This window comes from Streptomyces sp. NPDC002181 (genome assembly GCF_042890485.1).
Classification (GTDB): Bacteria; Actinomycetota; Actinomycetes; order Streptomycetales; family Streptomycetaceae; genus Streptomyces.
Map to the genome: position 1 here is coordinate 191,909 of NZ_JBIASC010000010.1, position 13,156 is coordinate 205,064.

At 73.2% G+C, this 13,156-nt stretch carries 9 protein-coding genes; 6 read left to right on the top strand and 3 right to left on the bottom strand.

The features are described from left to right. Positions 1-46: 46 nt before the first annotated feature. A complete protein-coding gene (locus ACFYXV_RS24060) occupies positions 47-1,831 on the top strand; it encodes a sigma-70 family RNA polymerase sigma factor (protein WP_389383993.1) in 1,785 nt (594 codons plus the stop codon). Positions 1,832-1,930: 99 nt separating this feature from the next. Beyond that, the gene (locus ACFYXV_RS24065; protein WP_389383994.1) at positions 1,931-4,387 is read left to right on the top strand and encodes a Helicase associated domain protein; all 2,457 of its coding nucleotides are present in this window, start codon (positions 1,931-1,933) and stop codon (positions 4,385-4,387) included. 28 nt (positions 4,388-4,415) lie between these two features. Here ACFYXV_RS24065 and ACFYXV_RS24070 read toward each other — a convergent pair whose 3' ends face one another. After that, the gene (locus ACFYXV_RS24070; protein WP_385465897.1) at positions 4,416-5,807 is read right to left on the bottom strand and encodes a glutamate decarboxylase; all 1,392 of its coding nucleotides are present in this window, start codon (positions 5,805-5,807) and stop codon (positions 4,416-4,418) included. Positions 5,808-6,020: 213 nt separating this feature from the next. Here ACFYXV_RS24070 and ACFYXV_RS24075 point away from each other — a divergent pair, with 213 nt between their 5' ends. Then, a complete protein-coding gene (locus tag ACFYXV_RS24075; protein WP_385465900.1) occupies positions 6,021-6,425 on the top strand; it encodes a tyrosinase family oxidase copper chaperone in 405 nt (134 codons plus the stop codon). Beyond that, a complete protein-coding gene (locus ACFYXV_RS24080; protein ID WP_389383995.1) occupies positions 6,422-7,276 on the top strand; it encodes a tyrosinase family protein in 855 nt (284 codons plus the stop codon). Before ACFYXV_RS24075 ends, ACFYXV_RS24080 begins: the two co-directional genes overlap by 4 nt. Here ACFYXV_RS24080 and ACFYXV_RS24085 read toward each other — a convergent pair. Together ACFYXV_RS24085 and ACFYXV_RS24090 are read right to left on the bottom strand one after the other, a co-directional pair. Beyond that, positions 7,225-7,956, bottom strand: coding sequence for a response regulator (locus ACFYXV_RS24085; RefSeq protein WP_385835539.1), 732 nt, complete (start codon positions 7,954-7,956; stop codon positions 7,225-7,227). The genes ACFYXV_RS24080 and ACFYXV_RS24085 overlap by 52 nt on opposite strands. Continuing rightward, a complete protein-coding gene (locus ACFYXV_RS24090; protein ID WP_389383996.1) occupies positions 7,953-9,557 on the bottom strand; it encodes an ATP-binding protein in 1,605 nt (534 codons plus the stop codon). Before ACFYXV_RS24090 ends, ACFYXV_RS24085 begins: the two co-directional genes overlap by 4 nt. A gap of 108 nt (positions 9,558-9,665) precedes the next feature. Between ACFYXV_RS24090 and ACFYXV_RS24095 the strand changes: the two genes are divergently transcribed. Next, the gene (locus ACFYXV_RS24095) at positions 9,666-11,024 is read left to right on the top strand and encodes a cation:dicarboxylate symporter family transporter (RefSeq protein ID WP_389383997.1); all 1,359 of its coding nucleotides are present in this window, start codon (positions 9,666-9,668) and stop codon (positions 11,022-11,024) included. Between the two features lie 289 nt (positions 11,025-11,313). After that, positions 11,314-13,089: a S8 family serine peptidase gene (locus ACFYXV_RS24100; RefSeq protein WP_389383998.1), complete on the top strand. Its 1,776-nt coding sequence runs from the start codon at positions 11,314-11,316 to the stop codon at positions 13,087-13,089. The last annotated feature ends 67 nt before the right edge of the window (positions 13,090-13,156 follow it).

Below are 13,156 nucleotides of genomic sequence, written 5' to 3' on the forward strand. Positions count from 1 at the left end.
CAGGTATCGGGCATCATCGACCGCCGGTACGGACAGGGAACCTCACATGACTGAACAGCACACGGCAGCGCTGGTGGCAGCGGCCCGCGCGGGCGATCCCCGCGCGCAGGACGAGCTGGTCGGCACCTATCTGCCGCTCGTCTACAACATCGTCGGGCGCGCTCTGAACGGCTCCGTCGACGTGGATGACGTGGTGCAGGACACGATGCTGCGGGCGCTCGACGGGCTGGGCACCCTGCGGTCGGACGACAGCTTCCGGTCCTGGCTGGTCGCGATCGCGATGAACCGCGTGCGGGCGCACTGGCAGGCCCGGCACAGCGCCCCCGGCGAGAGCGGGCTCGAAGCCGCCTGGGAACTGGCCGACCCGGGCGCCGACTTCGTCGACCTGACCGTCCTGCGGCTCCAGCTCGAAGGCCAGCAGCGGGAGACCGCCCGCGCCACCCGCTGGCTGGAGACCGACGACCGGGCGCTGCTGTCGCTGTGGTGGCTGGAGTGCGCCGGGGAGCTGACCCGTGCCGAGGTGGCCACGGCCCTCGAACTGTCCCCGCAGCACACGGCGGTGCGGGTGCAGCGGATGAAGGCGCAGCTGGAGTCGGCCCGGGTGGTGGAGCGGGCGCTGGAGGCGCAGCCCCCGTGCGAGGGTCTGCGGGCGCTGACGGGCACCTGGGACGGGGTGCCGTCGACGCTGTGGCGCAAGCGAATAGCCCGGCACGCGCGTGAGTGCGTACGGTGCGCGGGACTGTGGAGCGGACTGCTCCCGGCGGAGGGGCTGCTGGCGGGCCTGGCCCTGGTCCCGGTCTCGATGGCGCTGCTGGCGGGCATACGGTCGGCCGCGGCGGCCGGCTCCGCCTCCGCGGGTGCGGGCTTCGCCCCGGCCGACGCGGCGTACGCGTACGACGGCGGCGCGGGCTCGGCCTCCCCGGCGTACGGGTACGACGGCGGCGCGGGCACGGGCGCCGATTTCGACGGAGCCGGATTCGACGGCACCGCATTCGACGGCACCGACTTCTCCGGCGCCGACTTCTCCGACGCCGCGACGCAGCTCACCCCCACGGTCTCCGGCCAGGGAGGCATACCGGACGCCGGCCACGTCGGTGGCCGCAGCGCCCTGCGCAAGCGCCGCCAGGGCCGCCGCCGGGCGATCGGCGGCGCGGTGCTCGCCGCCTGCGTGGCGGGCGGCGGCCTCGCCTACCTCGGCGGGTTCCCCGGCTCGGACGGCAAGGACACCGGCGCGGCGCCCGCCGCCCCGGTGTCGGCGCTGAAGGCGTCCGACTCCCCTCTCGCCTCCCCCTCGGAATCGGCCTCGCCCTCCGCTTCGGCCTCGCCCTCCCCGTCGCCCTCCGCCTCGCCCAGCCCGTCCGCCGCGAGCCCGACGCCGAGCCCCGAGCCGACCAAGTCCAAGGCCCCGGCCCCGCGCCCGTCGGCGCCCGCGCCGGGACCCGCGCCCACGGGTGTCGCCGGCCAGGTCATCGCGCTGGTCAACTCCGAGCGCGCGGCGGCCGGCTGCGGCCCCCTCAAGGAGGACCCGCAGCTGCGGAACGCCGCCCAGGGCCACTCCGACGACATGGCGGCCCGGAACTTCTTCGACCACACCAACCCCGACGGGGCCGACCCCGGGAAGCGGACGACGGCCGCCGGGTACCGCTGGTCGACGTACGGGGAGAACATCGCGCGGGGCCAGCAGACCGCGGCCTCGGTCATGGACTCGTGGATGAAGAGCCCGGGCCACCGCGCCAACATCCTCAACTGCTCCTTCAAGGACATCGGCGTCGGCATCCACTCGGGTCCGGGCGGTCCCTGGTGGACGCAGAACTTCGGCGCCAAGATGTGATCCGCACGCGCCGCGGGCCCTGCATGCTTCAAACCTCGTGCAGGATGGGGTCTGGAGCCGAAAAGGCTGATCAGGGCGGAGCGGCGGACGGAGCGGGGCATGGCGAGGAAAGAACTCCGTCCGCACCAGCGCGAGGCCGTCGACGCCGTGCTGCGGGCCCTCGAACTGCCCGCCCGCGGCCGGGTGCCCGGGCCCGGACTGCGCACCCAGGTGATCATGGCCACCGGCTCCGGCAAATCCCTGGTCGCGGTCCGCTCGGCCGAGGAACTGCGGGCCGGCCGGGTCCTGGTCCTCGTACCCTCGCTGGACCTGCTCGTACAGACGGCGGCCGCCTGGCGCGAGGGCGGCCGGACCGGAGCCGCCCTGGCGGTGTGCTCCCTGAGCCCCGCCGACGCCGGCATGCCGGCCACGACCGACCCGGCCGAACTCGCCCGCCGGGCGGGCCCGGCGGCGCAGCGGGTGACGGTGTACGCCACGTACGCCTCGCTGGGCCTCGGCACGATCGAGCAGGCCCACCTCGCCGGGCTGCCGGGCTGGGACCTGATCGTGGTCGACGAGGCGCACCGGACGTCCGGGCGGACCGGGAAACCGTGGGCCGTGGTGCACGACAACACCCGGATCCCCTCCGTCCGGCGGCTGTACATGACGGCCACGCCCCGGGTCTGGCAGGACGGCGCGCAGGAAGAGGAAGGCGGGGAGGGCGGCCCCGGGCGGGGCGGGCTCGTCGCGTCGATGGAGGACGACCCCGCCGGCCCCTTCGGCGGGCGCTGCCACACCCTGACCCTCGCGGAGGCCATCGACCGCGGCATCTGCGCCCCGTACCGGGTGGTGTGCGTGGACGTCAGCGATCCTGGGTTCCAGGCGGCGGTGCTCCTGGGCGCGGACGCGCGATCCGACGCCGTGCGCGGATCACGGCTGGCCGCGCTCCAGGCGGCGCTGGTGAAGGCGGCCGCGGACCAGGGGTTCCGGCGCACCCTCGTCTTCCACCATCTGACGCGGGAGGCCGAGGCCTTCGCGGCCGGACTGCCGGCGGTCGCGCGGCGGCTGCGGGCCGCGAGCGGGGCGGCGGAGCCGTTGTACCCCCGTACGGTCCGGGCGGACTGGCTGTGCGGGCAGCACACGGCGGAGCACCGGCGGCGGGTGCTGGCGGAGTTCGCCGCGGACGGGGGCGCCGACAAGGCCTTCCTCGGCAGTGTCCGGGTCCTGGGCGAGGGCGTGGACACCAAGGAGTGCGATTCCGTCTTCTGGGCCGACGTACGGGGGTCCATGCCGGACCTGGTCCAGGCCGTCGGCCGGGCGCTGCGCATCCGCCCCGGCGAGGGAAAGGTCGCCTCGCTGGTGGTCCCCGTGCTGCTGGGGCCGGGTGAGACGGCCGAGTCGATGCTGACCTCGCGCGCGTACGGGGATCTCGCCCGGCTGCTGGAGGCGCTGCGGGCGCACGACACCCGGCTGGTCGAATCGCTGGCCCAGCCCCAGGCGCCGAGCCGGGCGGGGGCGGAGTCCGGCGGCGAGGCCGTGGCCGGGACGGGGGTGCGGACCGGGGCGCGGGCCCTGCTGAGCTTCTCCACCCCGCGCGATCCGGCGCTGCTGGCGGCGTTCATCCGGCTGCGGGTGCTGCATCCGGAGCACGAGAACTGGCGGCGCGGGGTGGAGGCGGCCCGGATCTACGCGGCCCGGGCGGGGGACCTGCGGGTTCCGTTCGCGTTCAGGGTGCCGGCCGGGCAGGCCCGGGCCGGCGCGGAACCCGCCGCCGGGGCCTGGCCGCCCGGGCTTGAGCGGTTCCCGCTCGGCCAGTGGATCGCGGACGTACGGCGCACCCACCGCCGGGGCGCCCTCGGCCGCGAGCGGGTCGCGCAGCTCGACGGGCTCGGGATGGTGTGGAGCCACTTCGACGTGGCGTACGAGGAGGGGCTCGCGGCGGCGCGCGGCTGGGCGGCGGAACACGGCCACCTGCTGCCCCCGGCGGAGGCCACCTGGCGCGGCGCGCCGGTCGGGGTGTGGGTCAAGAACCAGCGGGCCGCCGCCCGCCGCGAGGGCCCCGGTGGCCTGCCGGAGGAGCGCCGGGAGGCCCTGGAGGCCATCGACGCGTCCTGGTGCCCGGCCTGGGAGATCTCCTGGCAGCGCGCCTTCCACCTGACCCGCGTCCACCTCGACGCGGGCGGCCGGCTGCCGCTGGCCCCCGGCGAGGTGGTCGTCCAGGGCGAGGACCTGGGCCGGTGGCTGCGGAGCCAGCGGGTGGCGTGGGAGCAGCTGGCCTGGGCGCAGCGCTGGCTGCTGGAGCACACGCTGGGGGTGACGGGGGCGAGCGCGGCCGAGCGGCCGCGCCCCCGGCGCACGCAGGCCGAGAAGTGGGCGCAGCACCTGGCTGCGGCCCGCCAGTTCCACACGCGCGAGCAGCACCTGCGCGTCCCGCGCACGCATGTGGAGCGGGTCGGCGACCGGGAGGTGCGCCTGGGTGCCTGGATCGCCAACCAGCGCTCCCGCTCCTCGGCCCTCGCCCCGGACCGCGTCGCCGCCCTGGACGCCCTCGGCATGCGCTGGTCGGCGCCCGCCTGACGCCGGGGTTCCCCTGGAGCGTGTTCCTCTAGTGGTGGAACCCCGAGCGGGGTTCGGTCGCCGGGGTCGGCGGGGGTGTCGCGGTGAGGTGTTCGACCGCGTTGCGCAGGTCCGTGGCGAGGAGGGCGATCTGGTCGCGGGTCACCCCGTGCCGGATCAGCACCCGCTGGATGACGGTGTCCTGGCGGTTGGCCGGCAGCGGGTACGAGGGCACCTGCCAGCCGCGCATCCGCAGCCGGTCGGAGAGGTCGTAGAGGCTGAACCCGGCAGCGGCGGGGTCGGTGAGCCGGTAGGAGACGGCGGGGAGGCCGCCGAGGCCGTCGTAGAGCAGGGTGAACGGGCCCATGGCGGCGATCTCCCCGGCCAGGTACTGGGCGGTGGCGACGCAGGCCTCGTGGACGCGCCGGTAGCCGGCCCGGCCGAGCCGCAGGAACAGGTAGTACTGGGCGATGACCTCGCCGCCGGGGCGGGAGAAGTTGAGGGCGAAGGTCGGCATGTCCCCGCCGAGGTAGTCCACGTCGAAGACGAGCTCCTTGGGCAGCAGGTCGGCGGTGCGCCACACGATCCAGCCGACGCCGAGGGGAGCGAGCCCGTACTTGTGCCCGGAGCTGTTGACGGAGGCCACGCGGGGCAGCCGGAAGTCCCACACCACGTCGGGGTGGAGGAAGGGCGCGACGAAGCCGCCGCTGGCCCCGTCCACGTGGATCGGGATGTCCCAGCCGTGCTCGGCCTGGATGCGGTCGAGCTCGGCGGCGATCTCGGCGACGGGCTCGTAGTCGCAGGTGTAGGTGACCCCGACGATGGCGACGACGCCGATGGTGTTCTCGTCGACGTACTCGGCGAGCTGGTGGGGGCGCAGGCCGGTGGCGTCGGGTTCGAGCGGGACCGGGCGCAGTTCCACGTCGAAGTAGCGGGCGAACTTCTCCCAGCAGATCTGGACCGGCCCGCACACCAGGTTGGGCCGGTCGGCGGGGAGCCCCTGGGCCTGGCGGCGGGCGCGCCAGCGGAATTTGAGCGCGAGGCCGCCGAGCATGGCGGCCTCGCTGGATCCGGTGGTGGAGCAGCCGGTGGCGGCGCCGCCGGCCGGGGCGTTCCAGAGGTCGGCCAGGATGTTGACGCAGCGGGCCTCGATCTCCGCGGTCTGCGGGTACTCGTCCTTGTCGATCATGTTCTTGTCGAGGCACTGGTTCATCAGGCGGTGCACGCCGTCGTCGGACCAGGTGGTGCAGAAGGTGGCCAGGTTCTGGGCCGCGTTGCCGTCGAGGAGGAGCTCGTTGCTGAGCAGCTCGTAGACCACCTCGGTGGGCGCGTGGTCGTCGGGGATCCGGTACTTGGGGAGGACCTCGCCGCTGAGGGCGGTCGTGAACACGTCCTCGTCGGCGTCGCCGGCGCCTACGTCTTTCGTCTCGTGAAGAGCCATATTCGGACTATAAGTGACTGATCGTTACAAGAAGTGGACCGCGCGCGACCGGATAAATTACCGTCGAGTAGACTTTTGATCGAAGATCTTCCCGTTCGGGCCGCCGGAGCCGGTTCGAACCGCAAGATCGGCCAACTGGTTCTACGGGAAACTTATCCGCCGATGTCCGGATACCGGTCAACGGCTCGCGCGGCCCTGATAGTTCTTCGGCCCATGAACAAGATCACCCGCCGGCAGGCCTTGGGCACCACAGCCGGCGCACTCTCAGCCCTCGGCATAGCGGGCGCCACCGCGCACGCGGCCGCCGCCGACTCCCGCGCCTCCATACCCTCCGGCACGGTCGACGAGGTGTACCAGGGCCGCCGCATACAGATCACCCCGGCCGCGGACGGGGGCGGACACCACGGCGGCCACCACGGGGGCGGCCACGACGGTCTGCCCACCGTCCGGATAGACGGCCGCGAACTGCACGTCATGCGCAACGCCGACGGCACCTGGATCAGCGTGGTCAACCACTACGAGACCTTCGCCGATCCGGCCTCGCTCGCCCGCGCCGCGGTGCGCGAGCTCCAGGGCGCCGTCCTCGCCCCCTTCGCGCCCATGGGAGGCACGGCATGACCGTCCGCAAGAACCAGGCCGCCCTCACCGCCGAGGAGAAGCGCGCCTTCACGAACGCGCTGCTGGAACTGAAGCGGACGGGTGTCTACGACCGCTTCGTGACCACCCACAACGGGTTCATCATGAGCGACACGGACTCGGGCGACCGGGTGGGCCACCGCTCCCCCTCCTTCCTTCCCTGGCACCGCCGCTTCCTGCTGGAGTTCGAGGCGGCGCTGCAGAAAGTGGACGCGAAGGTGGCGCTCCCCTACTGGGACTGGACCGCGGACCGCACCTCCCGCTCCTCCCTCTGGGCCGCCGACTTCCTCGGCGGCACCGGCCGGGCCCGCGACGGACAGGTCATGGACGGGCCGTTCGCGTACGCCGCCGGGAAGTTCAACGTGAACGTACGGGTGGACGGGCGGGCCTACCTGCGCCGCGCGCTGGGCGAGGGCGTGGCCGAACTGCCGAGCAAGGCCGAGGTGGAAGCCGTCCTCGCCATGCCGGTGTACGACATGGCCCCCTGGAACAGCTCCTCGAACGGCTTCCGCAACAACCTGGAGGGCTGGCGCGGCGCCAACCTGCACAACCGGGTGCACGTCTGGGTCGGCGGCCAGATGGCCACCGGGGTCTCCCCCAACGACCCGGTGTTCTGGATGCACCACGCCTACGTCGACAAGCTGTGGGCCGAGTGGCAGGCCCGCCACCCGAAGTCCGCGTACCTGCCGGCCGCCGGCACCGCGAACGTCGTCGACCTGAACGACACGATGCGGCCGTGGAACGACGTGGCCCCGGCCGACCTGCTGGACCACCGGAAGTTCTACACCTTCGACACCGAACCGGTCCCGGCCGCCGCGGGCAGCCAGCGGTAGTGCAGTTCCGGGCGGCCGACCTGCCCGTAGCGGGGGGTGCGGTCCGCCCGGCCGGTGTCCACCAGGTGCTCCAGGTAGCGGCGGGCCGTGATCCGGGAGATGCCGGCCGCCTCGGCCGCCCCCGCGGCGGTCAGCCCCTCGGGCGCCGCCCGCAGCAGCGCGCCGACCCGCTCCAGGGTCGGCGCGCTCAGTCCTTTCGGAAGCTCGGCGGGGCTCGGGGCGCGCAGGGCGGCGAGCGCCCGGTCCACGTCGTCCTGGCCGGCCGCCTCACCCGCCGTCGCGCGGAACTCGGCGTAGCGCAGCAGCCGTTCGCGCAGCGTCGGGAAGGCGAACGGCTTCAGCACGTACTGGACCACCCCGAGCGAGACGCTCTCGCGCACCACGGCCAGGTCACGCGCCGACGTCACGACGATCACGTCCACGGGGTGTCCGGAGGCCCGCAGCCGGCGGGCGAAGCGCAGCCCGTGCCCGTCGGGCAGGGTGAGGTCGAGCAGCAGCAGGTCGACCCGGGTCCGTTCCAGGAGGCGGGTGGCCTCGGCGAGCGAATGGACGGCGCCGACCGCGGTGAAGCCGGGCACCCGGCCCACGTAGAGGGCGTGCGCGTCGGCGGCGACGGGGTCGTCCTCGACCACCAGCACGCGCACTGCGGATCCCGCGGGCGCCCCGAGCGCGTCGCTCATGGCGTCGGCTCCCTTCGCATCGGCAGTCGTACGGTGAACTCGGCTCCCCCGCCCGGCCCTTCGCCGGCCAGCGCGCTCCCGCCGTGGCGGTGGGCCACCTGCCGGACCAGGGCGAGGCCGAGGCCGCGCCCTTCTCCCTTGCCCGACCAGCCGCGCAGGAACACGTCGGCGGCGGCGCCCGCGGGCAGCCCGGGGCCGTTGTCGGCGACGCGGAGCAGCAGTGCGTCCTTGTCGGGCCGGACGGTGACCGCGATCCGGGCCCCGGGGACCCCGGTCAGGGCGTCGACGGCGTTGTCGAGGAGGTTGCCGAGCACGGTGACGAGGTCCCGGGCGGGGAGGTTTCCGGTGCCGGCCCTGACGGCGCGGCTGTCGGGGGTGACGACCAGTTCGACCCCGCGTTCGTGTGCCTGGGCGGCCTTGCCCAGCAGCAGCGCCACCAGGACGGGCTCTCCCACTCCGGTGACCACCTCGTCGGTCAGGGCCTGGGCCAGCTGGAGTTCGGCGGTGGCGAACTCCACCGCCTCGTCCGCCCGGCCGAGTTCTATGAGGGAGACCACGGTGTGCAGCCGGTTGGCGGCCTCGTGGGCCTGGGAGCGCAGCGCCTCGGTGAACCCGCGCTCCTGGTCCAGTTCGCCGGTGAGCGACTGGAGTTCGGTGTGGTCGCGGAGGGTGACCACGGTGCCGCGGCGGCCTCCTCCCGCGACGGGCGAGCTGTTGAGGACGAGCACCCGGTCGGTGGTCAGGTGCACCTCGTCCACGCGGGGGCGGTCGGCGAGCAGCGCCCCGGTGAGCGGGGCGGGCAGCCCGAGGTCGGCGGCGCCGGTGCCCCGGACGTCCCCGCGCAGGCCGAGCAGCTCGCGTCCGGCGTCGTTGATGAGCGTGATGCGGCGCTGGCCGTCGAGCATGAGCAGGCCCTCGCGGACCCCGTGCAGGGCCGCCTGGTGGTAGTCGTACATCCGGCTGAGCTCGGCCGCGTTCATGCCGTGGGTGTGCCGGCGCAGCCGGGCGTTGACGACGTACGTACCGGCTCCGCCGAGGGCGAGCGCACCGGCCGCGACCCAGACGAGGACCGTGAGCTGCTCGGCGAGCCGGGCGCTGATCGCGCGGACGGTGATGCCGGCGCTGACCATGCCGGTGACCCGGCCGTCGTCCACGAGCGGGGTGACCACGCGGATGGAGGGCCCGAGGGTGCCGGTGTAGGTCTCGCTGAAGGTCTCGCCGCGCAGGGCGGGGCCGGTGTTCCCCATGAAGTGCTCGCCGATGCGGCGGGGGTCGGGGTGCGTCCAGCGCCGCCCGTCCGGGGCCATGATCGTCACGAAGTCCACCCCGGAGTCCACGCGGACCCGCTCGGCGTACGGCTGGAGCGCGGCCGAGGGGTCGGCGCCGGCCGCGGCCCCCCGTACGGCCTCGCGCACGGACGGGGAGTCGGCGACGGCGCGGGCCACGGCCCCCGCCTGGCGCCGGGCGGCCTCCTCGGCCTGTCCGCGGGCGGTGGCGTACGCGAAGACGGCGCAGCCGGCCACGACCACGGCGACCAGCAGCACCTGCATGGCGAAGAGCTGGCCGGCGAGGCTGCGCGGCGGTCGGGGGAAACGGAACATGGCGCTCAGTGTGCACCGGGCCGTGAACTCAATGAACGCAAGGGTGACCGGGGTCACAGCCTCGGGCGATGGTCCTCCCGGGACGTATTCACCACCAGGAGGCGAGCCGTGGCCGGCAGACGCGACAAGACCCACTACCTGTACATCGCGGTGATCGCCGCGGTGCTCCTCGGCATCGCCGTCGGCTTCGCCGCACCCGGCACGGCCGTGGAGCTCAAGCCGCTGGGCACCGGCTTCGTGAACCTCATCAAGATGATGATCTCGCCCGTGATCTTCTGCACGATCGTGCTGGGCATCGGGTCGGTGCGCAAGGCCGCGAAGGTCGGCGCCGTGGGCGGCCTCGCCCTCGGCTACTTCATGATCATGTCCACGGTGGCGCTGGCCATCGGGCTCCTGGTCGGGAACCTGCTGGAGCCGGGCAGCGGACTGCACCTGACCGAGGCCGTCAAGCACGCCGGCGAGGCGCAGGCCAAGGCGGGCGGGGCGCAGAGCACGCCCGAGTTCCTGCTCGGGATCATCCCGACCACCCTGGTCTCCGCCTTCACCGGCGGGCAGGTGCTCCAGACCCTGCTCGTGGCGCTGCTGTGCGGGTTCGCGCTCCAGGCGATGGGCACGGCGGGCGAGCCGCTGCTGCGCGGGATCGGGCACGTGCAGAAGCTGGTCTTCCGCGTCCTGGCGATGATCATGTGGGCGGCGCCCGTGGGCGCGTTCGGCGCGATCGCGGCGGTGGTCGGCGCGACCGGGATGGACGCACTGAAGTCACTGGCCGTCATCATGATCGGCTTCTACACGACCTGCCTGCTGTTCGTGTTCGTGGTGCTCGGCACCCTGCTGCGGGTGTGCACCGGGCTGAGCGTGTTCTCGCTGCTGCGCTACCTGGGGCGCGAGTTCCTGCTGATCCTGTCGACCTCCTCCTCGGAATCGGCGCTGCCCCGGCTGATCGCGAAGATGGAGCACCTGGGCGTCTCGAAGCCGGTGGTCGGCATCACGGTGCCGACGGGCTACTCGTTCAACCTGGACGGGACCGCGATCTACCTGACGATGTCCTCGCTGTTCATCGCGGAGGCCATGGGCAAGCCGCTGGCCATCGGCGAACAGATCTCGCTGCTGGTGTTCATGATCATCGCTTCGAAGGGCGCGGCGGGCGTGACCGGCGCCGGGCTCGCGACGCTGGCCGGCGGGCTCCAGTCGCACCGGCCGGAACTCGTCGACGGCGTCGGGCTGATCGTGGGCATCGACCGGTTCATGAGCGAGGCCCGGGCGCTGACGAACTTCGCGGGCAACGCGGTGGCGACGGTGCTCATCGGCAGCTGGACCAAGGAGTTCGACCGCGAACGGGCCACCGAAGTCCTCGCGGGACGGCTGGAGTTCGACGAGACCACGCTGATCGACGACGGCCACGGCGCGGAGCTCCCCACCGTACCCGCCCCGTCGCCGGCCGGCGCCAAGGACGGCGTACCGGTCTGACCGGAGCGCCCGTCACGGGCCGGCCGGGCGGGGCTCGCCCCCACGGTGCCCCGGCCGGCCGGCCCTCACACCGCCTTCACGCGGCCCCCACACGGCCCCGTGGTCGATTTTCGGCCACGGGGCCGTTAAGTGTCGTGCGGTAAAAGGTACTTCCATAGCGGGGCACGCGTCTGACATCTTGCGTCCACCACTCGTTTCGTACGGCCCGGTAGGTGTCATGAGCACCTCCGGGCCGTCTTCGGAGGACGCATTGATACCCCACATATCCAGCCGACCCCGACGTACCCTCGTGCTCGCCGCCACGCTCGGCGCCGCACTCGCCTTCGGGGCCCCCGCCGCGCTCGCCGGCACCGCCCCCGTCTCCCCTTCCGGCCAGGTCGTCCCGGCCGCACCCGCCAAGGCAGCGGGCAAGGCCGCCGCGGCGCCGACCTCCCAGAGTGCGACCTGGGCTGCCGGCACCCGCGCCTACCTCGTGATCACCGCCCCCGGTGACAGCTCGGCGGTGCGCGCCGCCGTCGCCGCCAACGGCGGCACCGTCTTCTCCAACTTCGACTCCATCGGCGTGATCGTCGCCCACTCCGCCTCGGCCGGCTTCGCCACGACGATGCGCGGGGTCAGCGGGGTCCAGCAGGTCGGGGCCACCCGTACCTCGGACGTCCCGGCCGACGCCTACAACCCGGCGCTGCCCGCCAACCCGGCCCAGTCGACGACCCCGGCCGGCGAGCCCGTCCGCGCCGACATGAGCCAGATCAAGGCGGACCAGGCCTGGGCCGTCACCACCGGCTCCTCCTCCGTGAAGGTCGGCATCCTGGACACCGGTGTGGACGACCAGCACCAGGACCTGGCGCCGAACTTCAACGCGGCCGACTCGGTCTCCTGCGCGTACGGCAAGCCGGACACGCGGGCGGGCGCCTGGCGTGACGTGGACAGCCACGGCACGCACGTCGCCGGCACCATCGCGGCCGCCAAGAACGGCAAGGGCGTCGTCGGCGTGGCCCCGGGCGTGAAGATCTCCGCGGTCCGCGTCGCCGAGCCGGGCAACTCGTTCTTCTTCGCCGAGAACACCATCTGCGGCTTCGTCTGGGCCGGTGACCACGGCTTCAAGGTCACCAACAACAGCTACTACACGGACCCGTGGCAGTTCAACTGCCCGGACAACATCGACCAGGCCGCCATCATCGAGGGCGTCAAGCGCGCCCAGGAGTACGCGGAGGGCAAGGGCTCCCTCCAGATCGCCGCGGCGGGCAACGAGAACTACGACCTCGCCCACAAGACGACCGACTCCGCGAGCCCGAACGACTCGACGCCGGTCACCCGCACCATCACCAACGCCTGCCTCGACATCCCGACCGAGCTCCCGGGCGTGGTCACGGTCGCGGCGAACGGCACCGGCACCTCGAAGGCCTCCTTCTCCAACTTCGGTTCCGGCGTCATCGACGTCGCCGCCCCGGGCAGCGACGTCTACTCCACCGTTCCGGGCGGCAAGTACGGCACCAAGAGCGGCACGTCGATGGCCACCCCGCACGTGGTCGGCGTCGCGGCGCTGCTCGCCAGCACCAACCCCGACATCACCCCGGCGCAGCTGCGCGACAAGCTGGCCACCCAGGCCAACGACATCGCCTGCCCCTCGGACAGCCGGTGCACCGGCACCGCGGCCAACAACTCGTTCTTCGGCGAGGGCCAGGTCGACGCGCTGAAGGCGGTGGGCTCCACCCCGCCGCCCGGGAAGTACTTCGAGAACCTCGGCGACTTCGCGATCAACGACAACGCGACCGTGGAGAGCCCGATCACCGTCAGCGGTGTGAGCGGCAACGCTCCGGCCACCCTCAAGGTGGGCGTGGACATCAAGCACACCTACATCGGTGACCTGAAGGTCGACCTGGTGGCCCCCGACGGCACCGTCTACAACCTGACCAACCGGTCCGGCGGCAGCACGGACAAAATCGTCCAGACCTTCACGGTCAACGCCTCTTCCGAGGTCGCCAACGGCCTCTGGAAGCTGCGCGTGAACGACAACGCCAACTCGGACACCGGCAAGATCGACGCCTGGAACCTCACGTTCTGAGCTGCGGTGACCTGAAGCGCTGACACTGACGGGCCACCGGGGAGCCGACTCCCCGGTGGCCCGTCCG

Excerpts from the sequence above, each read along its gene's own strand:
- ACFYXV_RS24060 (WP_389383993.1), top strand. The coding sequence starts at position 47 with ATGACTGAACAGCACACGGCAGCGCTGGTGGCAGCGGCCCGCGCGGGC.
- ACFYXV_RS24065 (WP_389383994.1), top strand. The coding sequence starts at position 1,931 with ATGGCGAGGAAAGAACTCCGTCCGCACCAGCGCGAGGCCGTCGACGCC.
- ACFYXV_RS24070 (WP_385465897.1), bottom strand. The coding sequence starts at position 5,807 with ATGGCTCTTCACGAGACGAAAGACGTAGGCGCCGGCGACGCCGACGAG.
- ACFYXV_RS24075 (WP_385465900.1), top strand. The coding sequence starts at position 6,021 with ATGAACAAGATCACCCGCCGGCAGGCCTTGGGCACCACAGCCGGCGCA.
- ACFYXV_RS24080 (WP_389383995.1), top strand. The coding sequence starts at position 6,422 with ATGACCGTCCGCAAGAACCAGGCCGCCCTCACCGCCGAGGAGAAGCGC.
- ACFYXV_RS24085 (WP_385835539.1), bottom strand. The coding sequence starts at position 7,956 with ATGAGCGACGCGCTCGGGGCGCCCGCGGGATCCGCAGTGCGCGTGCTG.
- ACFYXV_RS24090 (WP_389383996.1), bottom strand. The coding sequence starts at position 9,557 with ATGTTCCGTTTCCCCCGACCGCCGCGCAGCCTCGCCGGCCAGCTCTTC.